The sequence below is a fragment of the Aeromonas sp. 2692-1 genome (assembly GCF_013085505.1).
GTDB classification, from domain to species: Bacteria; Pseudomonadota; Gammaproteobacteria; order Enterobacterales; family Aeromonadaceae; genus Aeromonas; species Aeromonas hydrophila.
The window spans coordinates 3069082-3085343 of the sequence record NZ_CP038513.1; the positions used below are offsets into that span (position 1 = coordinate 3069082).

Sequence of the window (16262 nt, forward strand, 5' to 3'; positions counted from 1 at the left end):
TTGACGCCTTAAACCCTGACACCGAGACCGGCATGGCACTGTGCGCCATGCCGGTCGGCTGGAGTGAAACATGAATCAGTCAGTTCCTTATCTGGAGTTTTGCGGCATCAGCAAGGAGTTTCCCGGCGTCAAGGCGCTGAAGAACGTCTCCTTCTGCTGCCAGCAGGGCACGGTGCACGCGCTGATGGGGGAAAACGGCGCGGGCAAGTCCACCCTGCTCAAGATCCTGAGCGGTTTTCAATCGCCCACCACCGGGGTGGTGAAGCTGGCCGGCCAGGAGCGGGTCTTTCAGAGCACGGTCGATGCGCTGGAGAGCGGGATCGCCATCATTTATCAGGAGTTGCACCTGGTGCCCGAGATGACGGTGGCAGAGAACATCTACCTCGGTCAGCTGCCGACCCGGCGCAGGGTCATCGATCGGGAGAAGCTCTACCAGGATGCGGCCAGGCAGCTGGCGCGCCTCGGCATGGACGTCTCCCCCGAGACGCCGCTCAAGTACCTGTCGCTCGGGCAGTGGCAGATGGTGGAGATAGCCAAGGCGCTGACCCGGGATGCCAGCGTCATCGCCTTCGACGAGCCGACCAGCAGCCTGTCGTCGCGTGAGATTGAGCAGCTGTTTCGGGTCATTCGTCAGCTGCGCGACGAGGGCAAGGTCATTCTCTACGTCTCCCACCGGATGGACGAGATCTTCGCCCTGTGCGACGCCATCACGGTCTTCAAGGACGGCCAGTTTGTGCGCACCTTCGCCTCCATGGCCGAGGTGGACCGGGATCTGCTGGTCAAGACCATGGTGGGGCGCGAGCTGACCGACATCTATGGCTACAGCCCAAGGGCGCTCGGCGAGGCGGGCCTCAAGGTAGATAACCTGATGGGGCCTGGGCTCAAGGCGCCGGTGTCGTTCGAGGTCAAACGGGGGGAGATCCTCGGCATCTTCGGACTGGTGGGGGCCGGGCGCAGCGAGCTGATGAAGCTCATCTTCGGCGCCGACAAGATGCACAGCGGCGAGATCGCGGTGTTCGGCAAGCCGGTGGTCATCGGCAGCCCCATCGACGCCATTCGCAGCGGCATCATGCTCTGTACCGAGGATCGCAAGGCGCTCGGCATCATCCCCATCCACTCGGTGCAGGAGAACATCAACATCAGTGCCCGCCGTCACCATGCGTGGGGGGGCTTCTGGATCAACCAGCAGTGGGAAGACGAGAACGCGAGGCTGCGGATCCGCGACATGCGGGTCAAGACCCCGTCTCCCCAGCAGGCCATCATGAACCTCTCCGGCGGCAACCAGCAGAAGGCCATTCTGGGGCGCTGGCTCTCCGAGGACATGAAGGTCATCTTGCTCGACGAGCCGACCCGCGGCATCGACGTCGGGGCAAAGAACGAGATTTACAACGTGATTTACGATCTGGCCAAGGTGGGTATCGCCGTGGTGGTGGTATCCAGCGAGCTGCCGGAAGTGCTGGGCATCGCGGACCGGATCATGGTCATGCGGGAGGGGGAGATCGCCGGCGAGCTTTCCCACGACGAGGCCAACGAGGTCAAGGCGCTCAATCTGGCCATGCCGGCCCGTTGAGCTGCTGACCGCAACGAGATAGCACCCGGAATTTTCAGGAGAAATACCATGACAACTACTACCTCAGTCGGCCAGGCCGCCAGCGTCGCGACGGCCAGCGGCTCCCGTCTGCAACTGGCCCGCGTCTGGGATCAATATGGCATGCTGGTGATCTTCGCCATCCTGTTCCTGCTGGCCTGCGTGCTGGTACCCAACTTCGCCAGCCTGATCAACATGCGCGGGCTCGGGCTCGCCGTCTCCATGTCGGGCATGGTGGCCTGCGGCATGCTGTTCTGCCTCGCCTCCGGCGAGTTCGACATGTCGGTGGGCTCAGTGGTGGCCTGCTCCGGCGTCGCCTGCGCGGTGGGCATCAACGCCACCGAGAGCATCACGGTCGGCATCCTGGCCGGCATGTCGGTGGGGGTGCTGTTTGGCCTCATCAACGGCATCGTCGTGGCCAAGTTCAAGATCAACGCCCTCATCACCACCCTCGCCACCATGCAGATGGCGCGCGGGGTGGGTTACATCATCTCCGACGGCAAGGCGGTGGGCATCGTCGAGGAGCGTTTCTTCGAGCTTGGCAACTCCGCCCTGCTCGGTATTCCGACCCCGGTCTGGCTGACTGCCGTCTGCTTCGTGCTGTTCGGCCTGCTGCTCAACAAGACCACCTTCGGCCGCAACACCCTGGCCATGGGGGGCAACGAGGAGGCGGCGCGCCTGGCCGGGGTCAACGTGGTGCGCACCAAGATCATCATCTTCACCATGACCGGGCTGATTGCCTCCATCGCCGGTATCATTCTCGCCTCGCGCATGACCTCGGGCCAGCCGATGACCTCCATCGGCTTCGAGCTGGTGGTTATCTCCGCCTGCGTGCTGGGAGGGGTCTCCATGAAGGGGGGGATCGGCAAGATCTCCTACATCATCGCCGGGGTGCTGATCCTGGGACTGATGGAGAACGCCATGAACCTGCTCAACATCTCCCCGTTTGCCCAGTACGTGGTGCGTGGCCTCATCCTGCTCGCCGCCGTGCTGTTCGACCGCTACAAGCAGGTACGCAAGGCGCGCGTCTGATCCCTGTCCAACCGGTGCAGGCCCGCGTTCAGCGGGTCTGCCCAGGGTGACACCATGGCTCACGACACATCCCGTTGTGAGCCAGTTCACCAATTTCACACGGCGCCGCGCGCCGGATAGCGCGTTCCCAAGGTGAGTCTTTACAATGGCCCAAGCCGATTTTTTTACCCAAGCGCTGTTTTCCGCCATGTCTTCGATGCAAAAAGAGAAGCCGAAACAACTCAACCCCCTGCTGCCGGGCTATGCCTTCGACGTCTTCCTGGTCTCGGGCATGACCCCCATCGAGCAGGGGAGTGCGCTCGACTTCATCATCGACCGGCCTCAGGGGATGAAGGGCTTCATCGTCAATCTGACCATCAGGGGCAAGGGGCAGATCTTTCAGGGGGAGCAGGCCTTCACCGTGGAGCCAGGCGATCTGCTGTTGTTTCCGCCGGCGGCGGTGCACCATTACGGCCGGGCGCCGGATGCGCAAGCGTGGTACCACCGCTGGGTCTATTTCCGGCCGCGGGCCTACTGGGCCGACTGGCTCAAGTGGCCGCAGGTGACGGAGCGGGTGGGGAGATTGCAACTGGCGGACGCCGCCTTGCTCGCCGAGTTCGATGCTCTGTTCCTCGACATCGAGGAGACCCACCAGCAGCTGCGGCCCATGTCGGAGCAGCTGGCGATGAACCTGCTGGAGCGGCTGCTGATTCGCTGCTACGAAGCCTCCTCCCTGGATGCCTATCCCGCCATCGACCACCGGGTTCACCAGGCGTGCCAGATCTTGAGCGAGTCGCTCTGCGCCGAAATCTCGGTGGAGGCACTGGCGGAGCAGGTGTTCTTGTCCCCCTCGCGCCTCGCCCACCTGTTTCGCGAGCAGGTGGGGGTGAGCATAGTGCGCTGGCGCGAGGATCAGCGCATCATGCGGGCCAAGTTGCTGCTGCAGACCACGCCGCTGTCGGTGGCCACCATAGGCCAGCAGGTGGGCTATGACGATCAGCTCTACTTCTCGCGGGTGTTTCGAAAGCGGGTGGGGGTCAGCCCCACCGAATACCGCAAATGCGCCACCCCGCTGTGACCCCTCTTGCCTGAGGCCGCGGCCCATCCTGTTCCATCAGTGGTCACCCCATGATGGGGTGGCAGCCTGAGGCAGGGAGCCGCTGCTTTCTTCATCACTCCTCGTCGATGGCGGCGAAGCGCTCCACCAGATAGTCGATGAGGGCCCGCACCGAGGGGAGCAAGCCGCGCCGTGAGGGGAACACGGCGTGGATGAGCTCGGGCTTCGGCTCCCAGGCAGGCACCACCTTGACCAGGGTGGCGGCGGTCAGCTGCTCCTGCACCATCAACAGCGGCAGTTGCACCACCCCGACCCCGGCCAGCGCCGCACTGCGCAGCGCCACCATGTCGGTGGTGACGAAGCGGGGCTGGTGGGTGAGGTCGGCATGCGCCCCCTGCGGCCCGAACAGCGACCAGAGGTAGTGCTGCCGCGGCGCCCCCAGCCCCATGCTGGGCCAGCCGTGGAGATCCGCCGGTGCGGCGGGCAAGCCCCGCTGTGCGACGAGTGCCGGGCTGGCCACCAGGCACTGGCGACGCTGCGCCAGTATCCGGATCACCAGCTCGCTATCCTGCAGCGGCGGTGGCCTGACCCGGATGGCCACATCAACCCCTTCGGCGATGGGGTCGACCCGCCGATTGGTCCCTTCCAGCTCGACCCTGATCTGCGGGTGACGGGCCATGAAATCCGCCAGCATGGGGCCGATATGGGTGTGCAGCAGGGCGATGGGGCAGCTCATGCGGATGAGCCCGCAGGGCTCGGCCCGGATCATCTCGATGGCGGCCTGCGCCGCCTCGGCCTCCACCAGCATCGCCTTGCAGTGTTCGTAGTAGGTGCGGCCCAGCTCGGTCACCGCAAACTGACGGGTTGAGCGCTGGAGCAGCCGCACGCCGAGCCGCTCTTCGAGCTGCGCTATCCGGCGGCTGAGGCGGGATTTGGGCATGCCGATGGCGCGGCCAGCGGGGGCAAAGCCGCCGTGATCCACCACCTGGACGAAATAGTAGAGATCGTTCAGATCCTGCATAGGGTGCTCTCATCGTTCCAAAAATAGGACGCTGATGCCCAATTTAGCAGTCTACTCACCTGTTCGTCTCGAAACTATGCTGTCTCCAGTGTTCAATTCCACCGGATATGTCAGGAGCGACAGATGAAAAAGATCCTCGGCGTTTACAGCGCCCCCCGTCCTCACTGGGTAGGCGACGGCTTTCCCGTACGCTCTCTCTTCTCCTACAACAGCCACGGCAAGCAGCTGAGCCCCTTTCTGCTGCTCGACTATGCCGGCCCGGCCAACTTCACGCCGACCAGCCGGCCGCGCGGGGTGGGTGAACATCCCCATCGCGGTTTCGAGACGGTGACCATCGTCTACAAGGGCGAAGTGGCGCACCGGGATTCGACTGGTCAGGGCGGCGTGATAGGTCCGGGCGACGTGCAGTGGATGACCGCTGGCGCCGGTATCCTGCACGAGGAATTTCACGCCCCGGCGTTCAGTGAGTCGGGCGGTGAGCTCGAGATGGTGCAGTTGTGGGTGAATCTGCCGAGTCGGCACAAGATGACGCCGCCCGGTTACCAGCCCATCCTGGTGGGCGACATTCCGACGGTGGCACTGGCCAGCGACGCGGGGTCGGTGAGAGTCATCGCTGGCGAGTTTGAGGGGGTCCGTGGCCCGGCCCATACCTTCAGTCCGTTGCATGTCTGGGATCTGCGTCTGGTGCAGGGTAGCGTCAGCACACTCGAGTTGCCCGAAGGCTGGACCGGCGCACTCATCGTGCTCAAGGGGACCGTGCAGGTCAACGGCAGTACCATCGCCCGGGAGGCGCAGATGGTGGTGCTGGACCGGGCAGGGCGGCAGGTGCTGATCGAGGCAAACAGCGACGCTACTGTGCTGCTGCTGAGCGGTGAGCCCATCGAGGAGCCCATCGTGGGTCACGGCCCCTTCGTGATGAACAGCCATGAGGAGATAGTGCAGGCCATTGATGATTTCAACAGCGGCAGATTCGGCGTGATGCCGGAGTGATAAATGGACAAGGCCCTCCCATGAGGGCCTTGTTTTGATGGCGCTGCGGATCAGCGCTGACGGGCCTTGAACCTGGGGTTGCTCTTGCAGATCACGAACAGCTTGCCGCGGCGGCGGACAATCTGGCAATCGGGGTGGCGCGACTTGGCTGATTTCAGGGAGGAGAGGACTTTCATGACTGCGCTTTTCCTTTGTTGAAGAACTGACCGAAACGCTGGCCGAAGCGGGCGACCTGACCTTCCTTGCTGACCTGCTTCTGCTTGCCGGTATAGAAGGGGTGTGATGCACTGGAGACATCCAGAGTCACATAGGGGTAGGTGTTGCCGTCTTCCCACAGCTTGGTGCGATCGGTCTTGAGGGTGGATCCCACCAGAAAATAGGTGTTGGCGGTCAGGTCGTGGAACAGAACCTGACGGTACTCGGGGTGAATGTCGGGACGCATGATGCTGGCCTTATGTTTTGGTTGTTATAACATAACAAGTGAATCATGCCTTTGTTGATAATAGATATCAACAACTTTTTGTCTTGTGTGATGATGGGGCGGTACACCAAACAAGGTTCCACCTCCCCGGCAAGCGGGGTAACCGGCCGGGTTTGGTGATGCCGCAGCAGGGTTGGCAACAAGAGGTTGATGACGCGCTTTACTTTTGATTTTTACTGTATAAAAATACAGTTATAAATCATGGAGAAGTATCCTATGCGTCTGGAAATCATCATCGACAAAAAACATCAGGTGCCCACCTCGACCATGGAGGCGCTGCGTCAGGAGCTGCTCAAGCAACTGGGCGAGAAGTTCCCCGACCTGCATGTGCGGGTCGCCCCCGGCAGCGCCATGGCGCTGACGGTCAGCCGCGCAAGCAAGGAGGACAAGGAGCTGGCAGAAGCCATGGTGCAGGAGGTGTGGGAGAATGCCGACAGCTGGATGCCGGAGAGTGTTGCCTCCTGAGCCCACCGGGTCGGGCGTCGAATACATGCAATCTGGATGGACAGAAAAAACGCAGCCCAAGGCTGCGTTTTTTGTTGCTGGTGGGATGAGCTCCCGAGCCGATGGTGCGTCAGCACTCAGCCTTTAATCCTCAACCGTCAAAGCCCGGCCCAGCGTTTGAGACTGTTGACCTGCACCCGCTGATCGGCCTGGGCAATGTCGCCGCTGGCGCGCAGTGCCTTGAGGGCGACGGGCAGGGCGGCACGCACTTCGCTGGCCGTCATGCCGGCCTGCAGGGCCGGGTGATAGGCAAGCTTGAGCAGCACGTAATCGAGTCCGGTCGGGAAGCTGTCGATGCTGTTGTCGTTGAAGATGGAGGGGAACACCTTGTCCGAATCGTTGGGCAACCCCATCACCTGGGTGAGCTCCTCCACCACGCAGTCGAGAAAGCGCCCCTTGGCCCGGCTGTAATCCACCGGAATGATGATGGTGGCGCGGGCCATCTCGCGGCGGGTATTGGTGGTGAAGTTGGCCATGCAGAGCCCCTCCTTGAGCGCCGTCTTGACGGAGGCATCCTGCCCCATGGTGCGCTTGGCCCAGTTCGCCATCTTGGCGCGTTCGGTCATGATCAGGGTGATGTTGGGTCGCTCGCTGACCAGGGTGATGGGACGGCCTATGATGCCGGCCAGATGCTGGCTCTGTACTTTGACCACCTCGCTTTGCAGCGCCTTATCGCCAAATTCGTTGACCAGCTTGAGCCGGATGGGCTGTTCCCAGCGGGAGAAGTGCACGTTCTGTTCGTGGCCGTACTCCCGCTTCATGGCGACCTCGAAGAAACTCTCGGTGAGATAGGCATCGCTCTGCCAACGCTCGGCGGCTTGCAGCCAGGGGCTCAGCAACAGGAGTGCCACCAGCCAGCGGCCGAGCGGCCGGCGCCGGCCTGAGTGGCGCACGGCAAGGTAACGGCGCAATGAAGTCATGTCTCCTCCTTGAAACAGTCGGGATCAGCGCGTGGCCCGTTCGAGATCGCGCCAGGTGAGCCAGAGCCGCAGATCAAACTCCAGTTGATGATAGTCGGGCTCCATATGCTGACAGAGCTGATAAAAGCCCTTGTTGTGATCCTTCTCCTTCAGGTGGGCCAGCTCGTGCACCACGATCATCTTCAGGAAGGCCGGGTGGGCCTCCTTGAACAGGGCGGCGATGCGGATCTCGTTCTTGGCCTTGAGCTTGCTGCCCTGCACCCGGCTCACATAGGTGTGCAGGCCGAGGGCATCCTTGATCACGTTGATCTTGCCGTCGAAGATCACCTTGGAAAGCGGTGCCGAGCTTTTCAGGTAGCGGTTCTTCAGCTCCATGGTGTAGGCGAGCAGCGCCTTGTCACTCTGGATGAGGTGGGTCTCTGGATAACGCTTGGCCAGCACGTCCCCCAGCTTGCCCGCCGCGATCAGCTGTTGCACCTGGGCCTTGAGGGGCTCGGGGTAGCCACCGAGGTAGGTCAGTTCCGCCATGTCTGCATTACTCGTCATATCAAAAGAGCGCCATTGTAGTCAGCGCGTCGCCGCTTGCCTACCGTTTCGGGCCTTGCCTGCGTTGGCGCAATGAAAAGGGCCGTCATCACGGGATGACGGCCCTGTTCGGTCAAGGGGGGGCTCAACGCCTGCGATAGAGGCCCGGATCCACCTCTTCATACTGGCTCACCAGATATTGATAGAAGGCGAGACTGGAGGGCGAGCTCGGCTTCTTGAGCTCATCGGCCACCCGATCCGGCTTGGCGATGATGAACTTGGGACTCTGGCGCTTGAGGTCGGCCAGTACCCGCTCGCGCACGTCGTAGGGTGGGTTGACGTTGGCAAAGAACAGGTAGGCGGAGGCCGGCTGGCGATCGGTCCAGAGGTAATATTGCGGCTGGATGCCGTCTACCCAGATCTTGTCGGTGGGGCTGGTCTCGGCCTTGATCCGATCGACCCGCACCTGGGCCGGCGGGTTGAACGGAGTGCCCTTCAGGGTGCCTTCCCAGGCGTTGTTGAGCAGCAGGGCCAGCATGGCGAGCGAGGCGAGCCAGGGGGTGGCGCTGCGCACATCCCAGGCGCGCCACAGGGGCACCAGGATGAGCACTGGCAGCGCCCACAACAGGCTGTTGCCGAGCACTTCACGCACCCGTTCCAGCGACCACTCCTTGGTGCTCCAGCCATAACCGAGCTGCTGGGCCAGCAGCCAGCTGGCGGTCAGCACCACCAGCGAGATGCAGAGCAGGCCGAGGCCATCGGCCTGCTGTTCGCTGCGATCCAGCAGGCAGGCGAGCGGCAGCAGGGCTAGCGGCAGATAGAGCACATCGTAGTGATCGAACACGTGGCCGGAGACCGAGTTGGCGATCAGGGTGAAGATGACCCCAAACAGGGTGGCGCACAGGGCCGGCAGATACCACTCCTGACGGCGTCCCATCATCAGCACGATGAAGGCGGGCAACAGCATGATGAGGCCGGTGCGCAGCAGGCCGACACTGCCCACATCCGGCGAGAAGCCGTTGCCGTAGCTCCCCTCGAAGAAGATGTCGAAGGCGTAGTATTTGAATTCGGCCAGCAGGTTGTGATGCTGGAAGTAGGCCAGCAGCGGGCCGCCGACGAGCGCCAGTCCCAGCAGGCTGGAGCAGAGCAGGGAGAGGGCGCAGCGCCACTGTTCGCGCAGGCACCAGTGGCAGAACAGCACCAGATACCAGGCACCCCAGAAGGCGCCGTTGTTGGTGCGCATCCAGGCGACGATGGCAAAGGTGAGCGCGGCCACCAGCGCCGGTCCCCAGCTGCAGCGCTTGTCCAGCAGCATGGTGATGAAGGCCCACTGGGCGATGAGGGCCAGATGGAACGTCCAGTCCTCGGTCATGTTGCCGTAGTAGTAGCGGGTGCCGTAGAGCGCCAGCACCGCCAGCATGCTGCCGAGTCGGGCCCGCAGCGAGAGACCGAGCTGGCCGAACGCCTGCCAGCTGGCCAGCAGCCCCAGCCAGCAGAGTGCCCACTCCAGCAGCCAGATCCCGAAGAAGCCGCCAAGGCCGTAGCCGAGGGCGTCGAGGGCGAAGATCATGGGGCCCTTGATGTCGATCATGTCCCGGTAAAGCACGCCCCCTTCGCTCCACATCTTGCCCATCACCGCAAACAGCGAGGCGTCAAAGCCTGGCGCCATGCCGTGGAACAGCGGGTTGCGCAGGCAGAACAGCAAGGCCAGCAAGCCGGTGAGCAGGATCACCAGCGGCCGCAGGCCCGGATTGACGCGAGGAGGGGTAAAACGGATGGCATGATTCATGGGTGACCTGTTCCTGCTGGGAAGTCTCGAAAGCGGGCCTATCTTGCCGAGCCTGACAGCACGATGCAATGGGCGGGGGGAATGTGCTTGAAATAATTTGTAAAAGTGCCGCTTTACGGCATGAAAGCGGCACGCTTTCTGACAAAACCGGCTAAAGCGATCTGGCGGGCCACCGCCAAGGGGCCCGGCAGATCCTTACCGGGTGGATGGCCCCTGATACTCCACCAGTGCCGGCGCAGCGGCGAGCTCGGGCAGATAGCGGGCCCAGCGGATGAAGGCATCCGCCAGGGTGATGCCGAGCTCCTGGTTGTGCTGGGTCAGGGTGCGGGCCAGTGCGGTATAGCCCTCCTTGCCGGAGGCGGTGTAGGCGCTGGAAACCCCCCGGTAGATGGCGTCGGCTTCGATCGGCTGCCACTGGCCGGGGGCGCGCTCCCACTCCAGCCGGGTGATCCGGCGCCCCTTGGGCTTGTCTGCCTGATAACAGAAGCGCACTCCGGCGGTATAGGGGAAGCTGCCGCTGCCATTGCCGGTCACGCCGTTGTTGGTGGCGTTGTCGATGGCCCCCTCCAGCGCCTCGGCCAGCTCATGACCGTGCACCCGATAGAGGGTGAGCGGGATGGCGAAGGGCAGCAGGCGGCCGGCGATGTCCGCCTCGCTGAGCGGTCCGGGTTCGAGGGAACAACGTACCCCGCCGGCATTGTGCAGGGCGAAGTCCACTTGGCCGACTTGCTCGCGGGCCCCGGCCAGCATGGCGCTGGCCACCAGGGGCGCCACCTGGCTGCCGGCCGGCAGGCTGGCATCGGGCAGCCGCTGGTGGTGCAGCGGCCCACCAAGGCGGGTCACGATGCGCTGGGTCATGGTCTCGAGCTCGGGCCGGTAGCGCTTGGCCAGCAGTTGCTCGAGCTCGGGCGCCGGCTCGCAAAAGTGCAGCCCGGCCGGCGGCGTCGAGGCAAACGGCCAGGGCTGCCAGGGCAGCCACTCCAGCTGGCCACGGCTGCGCGCTACCCGGCCGTGCTGGTCAAACGTCAGTTCGCACACCCCGAGGCAGAGGGCGCTGTGGGCGGCGTGCAGGATGGCGACGCCGTTTCGCATCAGCGGATAGCTGCCCTCGCTCGTCAGACCGAGCGGCGCCAGATCCCCCAGCTGGCTGTGGGTGTGGCCACCGATGATGAGGCTGAGCTCGGGGAAATGCTCGGCCAGCTGTTTGTCCTGCTCCAGCCCCAGGTGGCTCAGCAGGATGATGTGGCTGATGTCGGCGGCCTTGATCTCTGCCAGCGCGGCCTTCAGGGTCTGCTCGATGCCGTGAAAGCGGGTATGGGGATCGGGGCTGGCGATGGCGGCCATCTGCGGCAGCGTGATGCCGAGCAGGGCGAAGGGGACGCCGTCGATGCTGCGCTGGTACCAGGGACGGCTGGCATCATACAACTGGGGCAGGCCGCGCAGCCGCAGCGGGGCATCGGCCGGCTCCTGGCTGCTGTCGAGGTTGGCGGCCAGCACCGGAAAGTCGAGCTGGCGCAAAAATTCCACCAGCGGCCCGTTGCCCAGATCGAACTCATGATTGCCGATCACCATGGCGTCCGGTCGCAGCAGGCTCAGCAGGTCGGCGTTGGCGCGCCCCTTGAAGCGGTTGAAATAGAGCGAGCCCTGGAAGGTGTCACCGCCGTGCAGGAACAGGCAGGTCTGGCCCGCCACGTCGGCTTGTCGGCGCAAGGTGTTGAGCCGGGTCAGGATGCGGGCGTAGCCACCACACTGGGTGCGCCACTCGGACTCGCCTTCAGGGGCGAAGCGCATGGGAGCGCCATCGAAATGGGAGTGGCAGTCACTGAAGTGGGCAAGTTGAACCGTAATACTCATCTCGGTCCTCCTTAGAGAAAAAAGAGCACCGAGTCTACTCCAATGGCGGGGGGAGATACCAGCCCGACGGCAGGCCGGGCTGATAGCGCGAGATAGAGGCGGGGCATCCGCTCAGGGAGCCCCGGTCAATTTAGGCGGGCACCATGATCTGGGTGGCGAGGATCACCACCAGCAAGCCGACCGCGACCGGCACCGAGGTGCGCTTGACCACTTCGAACGGAGAGAGGTTGCCCATCCCCGCACAGGCGACCACCACTCCGGAGACCGGCGAGATGGTGCGGCCCAGGTTGGAGGCCTGCAGCATGGGGATCACCAGGTAGGCGGGGTTGACGCCCAGACTGGTGGCCAGATGGGGAATAAGCTCCACGAAGGCGTAGAAGGGAGCGTTGCCGGACCCCGTGGTAAAGGCGGCCAGGGTGGTGATGACCACCAGCACCAGCATGATGACGATGCCGCCGGTACCAAAGCTCTGGGCCAGATCCAGGAGGTTGGCGATGAAGCCGAGCCCCATCAGGCCCTGGGCAAACACCCCGGCACCCACCAGCAGCATCACCACGCCGGCGAAGGCATCGGCCATGCTGCGCCAGCATACCTGCAGTCCGTCCAGCAGCTCTTTGCCGTTGCGCTTGCGGGCCAGCTCCAGCAGGGCGGCCAGCACCAGGCAGATGACAATGATGGTGACGATGTCGAGCTTGGGCCCGAGTTTGCCGTCAAACAGCAGCACCCCGATGATGGGAGTGAAGGGCAGGATGGCGTAGAAGCCGGGGGCATCGGTGATGAGATCGCTCGGGGCGACCGCCTCGTTGTGCTCGCCGGCCTTCTGATCCAGATAACGCTGCCAGAAGAAGTGAGTCACCGCCATGGCGGCGATGGCCACCAGCGAGATGGGCAGGGTCAGCTTGAAGGCAAAATCGAGCAGCTCCATGTTGGCGGCCTGGGCGGCCATCACCACGTCCCCGGAAGTGGGGGCCAGGATGATGGCGGCTGGTGAGGCGCACACCGCCGCCGCGGCGCCACGGGAGATCCCCATGTTGACCATCAGCGGGAACAGGGTGGCCATCAAGAGCACGCCGAGGCCGGTGGCGGAGCTCACCGCCAGCGACATGGCGCAGGCCACCAGATAGGCGGCAACCAGCAGGATGTAGGGGGACTTGATGATGCCAAGCGGCTTGCTGGCCAGCTTCACCAAAATGGTGTTGGCGCCGATGTGGCTCATGTAGCCGGCGAAGCCGCACAGCACCATGATCAGCATGCCGAGACCACCGCCCCGATCCACCAGCAGGAAGCGCACGTATTCGAAGATGTCGGTGGCCACGTGGCCGGTGGAGGTGACGCTGGTGGGCAGCACCGCCTTGCCCATCAGGGCGGTGATCGCCAGCAGCAGCAAGCCGCCGCTGAGCAACACCCCGGTGGCCGAATAGCCCTTGAAGATGTAGCGACCCACAGCCAGGGTGACCAGGGTGCCGATAAGGAGTTCCATCATAGAGTGAGTTCCTGAGTACGAATGAAGGTGGATGCATTCCTGGCGTCAACTTGGAGGTTAATCTGGCCAATCCCGAAATGTATCGACATAAAACTCGGCGATTATTATCCAATAAGGGGTATCTCACCATGATGTTGCGCATCACTTGTGATCTTGCTTGCAAATCAATGGCGGTGCGGGGTTGCGACTTGTCAACCTGACACTTAGGCTTTGTGACGGGAGTAGGTGACAGTCGCGGGGATCGCGGTTAATCTCCTGCTTCGAGTATTAATGCGTTGATTATTAATTAAAATAACAACCCCGCCAGCAACGAGGTCAAGGCAGCAGAGATGGGAATGGTCAGCAAAGTTTTCATGGTGGCATTGATGTTGTTTGCCGCCACGGCCGGGGCCGAGAGTTCCCATTACACCGGTATCAAGGCGGTGCCTGACATCAAGGTAGACTTTCAGTTTTATCGGGTTTCCGGGCCGGACGTGGCGAGCCTGGCGCGCCAGATGACCAGCGCGGGAACAGCCCGGGCCAACGGCCACATCGGCATGGCCAGTTACCAACTCTCCTGGCAGCTGCAGACCCGTCCCGAGGCGCAGCGCTGCGAGCTGGAACAGGTCAGGGTCACCACCCGGATCAAGGTGATGGTGCCGAACTGGATGGACAAGGCCAGGGCCTCCGCCGCCGAGCGCCAGAAGTGGGACAAGCTGGTGGCCGCCATGTTCGATTACGAGAGCCGCCACAAAGACATACTGCTGGAGAGCGTCAGCCAGCTCGGCATCCAGCTGGCACAGCTGCCGGTGGAGCGCGACTGCGCCGCCCTGGAATATCAGGCCTGGCAGCGGGGGCAGGGGGTGCTGGCCAGCTCGCGCCAGCGTTTCAGCCAGTTGCAGCAGCAGACCGATCACGGTCGCAAGCTGGGGCTTAACTGGCCAAAGGGCATCTGAGCCCGACAGGATTTGAGCGAACAAAAAGGGCTCCCGTCGGGGAGCCCTTTTTGTTGTTGCGCCTTGCCGAGCATCTAAATGCTCACTGGAGCGGCTTACCTTTGAGCAGCTTGCGCACCCAGTAGCGGGCCGGGTGGAGCGCCTCCAGCAGATCGGCTGCCAGCGGCAGTGGATCGCCACAGATCTCGCTGGCCAGCAGCTCGCCGCAAAGGGGCGCCGAGCAGAGTCCCCGCGAGCCGAGCGCCCCCAGCACATAGAGGCCGGGATGCAGCGGCAACGGCGCCGCGTTCTGCTGATCGCCCTGCAGTCCGGCGTAGTGATCCGCCAGGTTGGCCAAGCTGGCGACTGGCCCCACCACCGGCAGGTGATCCCGGCTGGCACTGCGCACGCCGACCCGGGCCTGATTGCCACTCACATCCACCTCAGCGGGCCAGGCTTGCTGTGGCAGGCAGGCTTGCAGTCGCGCCTGGTTCTGGGCCTGCTCGTCGGCGCGAAACTCGAGATCGGTCTGGTTGCGGCCATAGCTGGCGCCGATGCAGTGGTGATCGTGGTGGGCAGGAGTGAGGTAGCCATCGTAGCAGAGCACGGTATTGAGCTTGCTCAAGCTCGCCGAGGTAGGCACATGGCTCACCTGGCCGCGCACCGGGTAGAGCGGCAGCTCGGCAAAGGGGATGAGCGCAGGCAACTGATGGCCGGCGGCCACCACCAGATTGGGGGCTTGCCAGCGGCGCCCGTCACGAGACTCGACCTGCCAGCCATCGGCCTGTTCGGCCATGGCGACCACCTCGGTATTGAACGCCACCTCAAACAGCCCGCTGGCCTGCGCCTCCTGGATGGCGGCGCGGGTGAGATCCGCCGGACAGAGCCAGCCCCCCTGCGGATAGCTGACACCACCGTGACCACAGGGCAGGCCGACCACTTGCTCAACCTCTGGCTCGGAAAGTACCTGCATCAGCTCGGGCGGGAAGGGGCCTTGCGCCATCTTGGCCAGCTTGGCGGCGGACTTGTCGTCATAGCCGAGCTGGGTGACGCCGCACAGCGAGAAGGCGACGGGGTGGCGCTTGGCCAGGGCCAGCAGTCGGCTTCTGGCAAAGCCGAAGGCCAGTGAATAGAAGCGCGACAGGGCATCGTGCTCGCCGTTGAGCAGCGGGTAGAGCGCTCCCTGCCGATTGCCGGAGGCGCCGGTTGCCGGCTCGCCATCCTGACACAAGAGCGTCACCCTGCGGCCCCGCTCCACCAAGGAGAGCGCGGTCATGGCCGAGGCGATGCCGCCACCGATGAGCAGCACCTCGCCCGCACGGCCGGCAGGTCTGGCATACCAGGGGGCGATGGTCTGCTGTGGCTGTTTCTCTGCGCGCTCCCCGGCCAGCATCTCCCGCTTGCTGCCATGTCCTTTCACCTTCTGCATGGCAAAACCAGCGGCAATCAGGCCGCGGCGCACGAAGCCGGCACAGGTAAAGGTGGCGATGGTGGCGTGGGGCCGCGCGAGGCGGGCCAGGCCGTCGAACAATTCTTGCGTCCACATCTCCGGGTTCTTGGCGGGGGAGAAGCCATCCAGATACCAGGCGTCCACCAGCCCGTCTGCCGGGTGGGGCACCTGGGGCAGCATCTCCTTGATGTCGCCGAACCAGAGATCGAGCCGGATCCGGCCGCCGGCAAAGAGCAGCCGATGACAGCCTGCGACGGGCAGCGGCCACTGCGCGATGAGGGGCTGGCTGAAGGTGGCGAGCTCTGGCCAGGCGGCCAGCGCCTTGCGCAGATCCTCTCGGGTCAGCGGGTATTTTTCGAAACTGATGAAGTGGAGGCGGGCACCGTTGCCGGATTGGGGCGCCTGTTCCAGAAAGGCGGCCATTGTCGCCAGAAAGTTAAGACCTGTGCCGAAACCTGTCTCACCTATCACGAAAATGTCACTATCGTGATGCGAAAATCGCGCTGGCAGCCGATTTTGCTGCAAAAAGACGTAGCGGGTTTCACTTAGACCGTTATCATTGGAAAAGTACACATCCCCGAACTCACTGGAGACTGGAGTTCCCGCTTCATTCCAGTCCAATCGGGCATGATGTAAGGATGTTTGACTCACGTTTTCCTCTGCTCGCGTCACAAA

Annotated in this window: 15 protein-coding genes; 6 read left to right on the forward strand and 9 right to left on the reverse strand. The window is 63.5% G+C overall.

Features of this window, described 5'->3' with window-relative positions; genetic code table 11:
• Positions 1 to 70: 70 nt before the first annotated feature.
• The 3 genes from araG (at position 71) to araC (ending at position 3677) form a co-directional block, all read left to right on the forward strand.
• Complete coding sequence (gene araG, locus E5E97_RS14605; RefSeq protein ID WP_171280470.1) at positions 71 to 1570, forward strand: L-arabinose ABC transporter ATP-binding protein AraG; 1500 nt, start codon at positions 71 to 73, stop codon at positions 1568 to 1570.
• 48 nt (positions 1571 to 1618) lie between these two features.
• On the forward strand, positions 1619 to 2620 hold the full coding sequence (araH, locus tag E5E97_RS14610) for an L-arabinose ABC transporter permease AraH (protein WP_171280471.1): 1002 nt from the start codon (positions 1619 to 1621) through the stop codon (positions 2618 to 2620).
• A gap of 145 nt (positions 2621 to 2765) precedes the next feature.
• Positions 2766 to 3677 carry an arabinose operon transcriptional regulator AraC gene (gene araC / locus E5E97_RS14615; RefSeq protein WP_045790020.1) on the forward strand — a complete coding sequence of 304 codons (912 nt, stop codon included), beginning with the start codon at positions 2766 to 2768 and terminating at the stop codon, positions 3675 to 3677.
• A 94-nt stretch (positions 3678 to 3771) separates the two neighbouring features.
• Here the strand turns inward: araC and E5E97_RS14620 are convergent, their stop codons facing one another.
• Positions 3772 to 4677 carry a LysR family transcriptional regulator gene (locus tag E5E97_RS14620; RefSeq protein ID WP_171280472.1) on the reverse strand — a complete coding sequence of 302 codons (906 nt, stop codon included), beginning with the start codon at positions 4675 to 4677 and terminating at the stop codon, positions 3772 to 3774.
• A 123-nt stretch (positions 4678 to 4800) separates the two neighbouring features.
• On the opposite strand from E5E97_RS14620, the gene E5E97_RS14625 reads away from it, so the two are divergent.
• A complete protein-coding gene (locus E5E97_RS14625; protein WP_171280473.1) occupies positions 4801 to 5667 on the forward strand; it encodes a pirin family protein in 867 nt (288 codons plus the stop codon).
• A gap of 50 nt (positions 5668 to 5717) precedes the next feature.
• Here the strand turns inward: E5E97_RS14625 and ykgO are convergent, their stop codons facing one another.
• A complete protein-coding gene (gene ykgO / locus E5E97_RS14630) occupies positions 5718 to 5843 on the reverse strand; it encodes a type B 50S ribosomal protein L36 (protein ID WP_005300174.1) in 126 nt (41 codons plus the stop codon).
• Complete coding sequence (locus E5E97_RS14635) at positions 5840 to 6109, reverse strand: type B 50S ribosomal protein L31 (protein ID WP_010634187.1); 270 nt, start codon at positions 6107 to 6109, stop codon at positions 5840 to 5842. The genes ykgO and E5E97_RS14635 overlap by 4 nt, the downstream gene beginning before the upstream one ends.
• 255 nt (positions 6110 to 6364) lie before the next feature.
• On the opposite strand from E5E97_RS14635, the gene E5E97_RS14640 reads away from it, so the two are divergent.
• Complete coding sequence (locus tag E5E97_RS14640; protein ID WP_011705785.1) at positions 6365 to 6613, forward strand: DinI family protein; 249 nt, start codon at positions 6365 to 6367, stop codon at positions 6611 to 6613.
• A 137-nt stretch (positions 6614 to 6750) separates the two neighbouring features.
• Here the strand turns inward: E5E97_RS14640 and E5E97_RS14645 are convergent, their stop codons facing one another.
• From E5E97_RS14645 to dcuC, 5 genes are all read right to left on the reverse strand, one after another.
• A complete protein-coding gene (locus E5E97_RS14645; protein ID WP_073349992.1) occupies positions 6751 to 7572 on the reverse strand; it encodes a DUF2927 domain-containing protein in 822 nt (273 codons plus the stop codon).
• 24 nt (positions 7573 to 7596) lie between these two features.
• Positions 7597 to 8100 (reverse strand): M48 family metallopeptidase, encoded by a 504-nt coding sequence (locus E5E97_RS14650; protein ID WP_011705787.1) that lies wholly within the window; start codon positions 8098 to 8100, stop codon positions 7597 to 7599.
• A gap of 142 nt (positions 8101 to 8242) precedes the next feature.
• Positions 8243 to 9886, reverse strand: a complete 1644-nt coding sequence (locus E5E97_RS14655; protein WP_029303209.1) for a hypothetical protein — start codon at positions 9884 to 9886, stop codon at positions 8243 to 8245.
• 195 nt (positions 9887 to 10081) lie between these two features.
• Positions 10082 to 11740, reverse strand: coding sequence for a bifunctional UDP-sugar hydrolase/5'-nucleotidase (locus E5E97_RS14660; RefSeq protein WP_171280474.1), 1659 nt, complete (start codon positions 11738 to 11740; stop codon positions 10082 to 10084).
• Positions 11741 to 11870: 130 nt separating this feature from the next.
• Positions 11871 to 13223, reverse strand: coding sequence for an anaerobic C4-dicarboxylate transporter DcuC (gene dcuC / locus E5E97_RS14665; protein WP_016350497.1), 1353 nt, complete (start codon positions 13221 to 13223; stop codon positions 11871 to 11873).
• Between the two features lie 335 nt (positions 13224 to 13558).
• On the opposite strand from dcuC, the gene E5E97_RS14670 reads away from it, so the two are divergent.
• A complete protein-coding gene (locus E5E97_RS14670; RefSeq protein WP_162275670.1) occupies positions 13559 to 14158 on the forward strand; it encodes a DUF922 domain-containing Zn-dependent protease in 600 nt (199 codons plus the stop codon).
• An 82-nt stretch (positions 14159 to 14240) separates the two neighbouring features.
• Here E5E97_RS14670 and mnmC read toward each other — a convergent pair whose 3' ends face one another.
• Positions 14241 to 16259, reverse strand: a complete 2019-nt coding sequence (mnmC, locus tag E5E97_RS14675; RefSeq protein ID WP_171280475.1) for a bifunctional tRNA (5-methylaminomethyl-2-thiouridine)(34)-methyltransferase MnmD/FAD-dependent 5-carboxymethylaminomethyl-2-thiouridine(34) oxidoreductase MnmC — start codon at positions 16257 to 16259, stop codon at positions 14241 to 14243.
• Positions 16260 to 16262: the final 3 nt, after the last annotated feature.

Coding starts and splice junctions, on each gene's coding strand:
- araG (WP_171280470.1), top strand. CDS start 71: ATGAATCAGTCAGTTCCTTATCTGGAGTTTTGCGGCATCAGCAAGGAG.
- araH (WP_171280471.1), top strand. CDS start 1,619: ATGACAACTACTACCTCAGTCGGCCAGGCCGCCAGCGTCGCGACGGCC.
- ykgO (WP_005300174.1), bottom strand. CDS start 5,843: ATGAAAGTCCTCTCCTCCCTGAAATCAGCCAAGTCGCGCCACCCCGAT.
- E5E97_RS14640 (WP_011705785.1), top strand. CDS start 6,365: ATGCGTCTGGAAATCATCATCGACAAAAAACATCAGGTGCCCACCTCG.
- araC (WP_045790020.1), top strand. CDS start 2,766: ATGGCCCAAGCCGATTTTTTTACCCAAGCGCTGTTTTCCGCCATGTCT.
- E5E97_RS14620 (WP_171280472.1), bottom strand. CDS start 4,677: ATGCAGGATCTGAACGATCTCTACTATTTCGTCCAGGTGGTGGATCAC.
- E5E97_RS14670 (WP_162275670.1), top strand. CDS start 13,559: ATGGTCAGCAAAGTTTTCATGGTGGCATTGATGTTGTTTGCCGCCACG.
- E5E97_RS14655 (WP_029303209.1), bottom strand. CDS start 9,886: ATGAATCATGCCATCCGTTTTACCCCTCCTCGCGTCAATCCGGGCCTG.
- dcuC (WP_016350497.1), bottom strand. CDS start 13,223: ATGATGGAACTCCTTATCGGCACCCTGGTCACCCTGGCTGTGGGTCGC.
- E5E97_RS14660 (WP_171280474.1), bottom strand. CDS start 11,740: ATGAGTATTACGGTTCAACTTGCCCACTTCAGTGACTGCCACTCCCAT.
- E5E97_RS14625 (WP_171280473.1), top strand. CDS start 4,801: ATGAAAAAGATCCTCGGCGTTTACAGCGCCCCCCGTCCTCACTGGGTA.
- E5E97_RS14645 (WP_073349992.1), bottom strand. CDS start 7,572: ATGACTTCATTGCGCCGTTACCTTGCCGTGCGCCACTCAGGCCGGCGC.
- E5E97_RS14650 (WP_011705787.1), bottom strand. CDS start 8,100: ATGGCGGAACTGACCTACCTCGGTGGCTACCCCGAGCCCCTCAAGGCC.
- E5E97_RS14635 (WP_010634187.1), bottom strand. CDS start 6,109: ATGCGTCCCGACATTCACCCCGAGTACCGTCAGGTTCTGTTCCACGAC.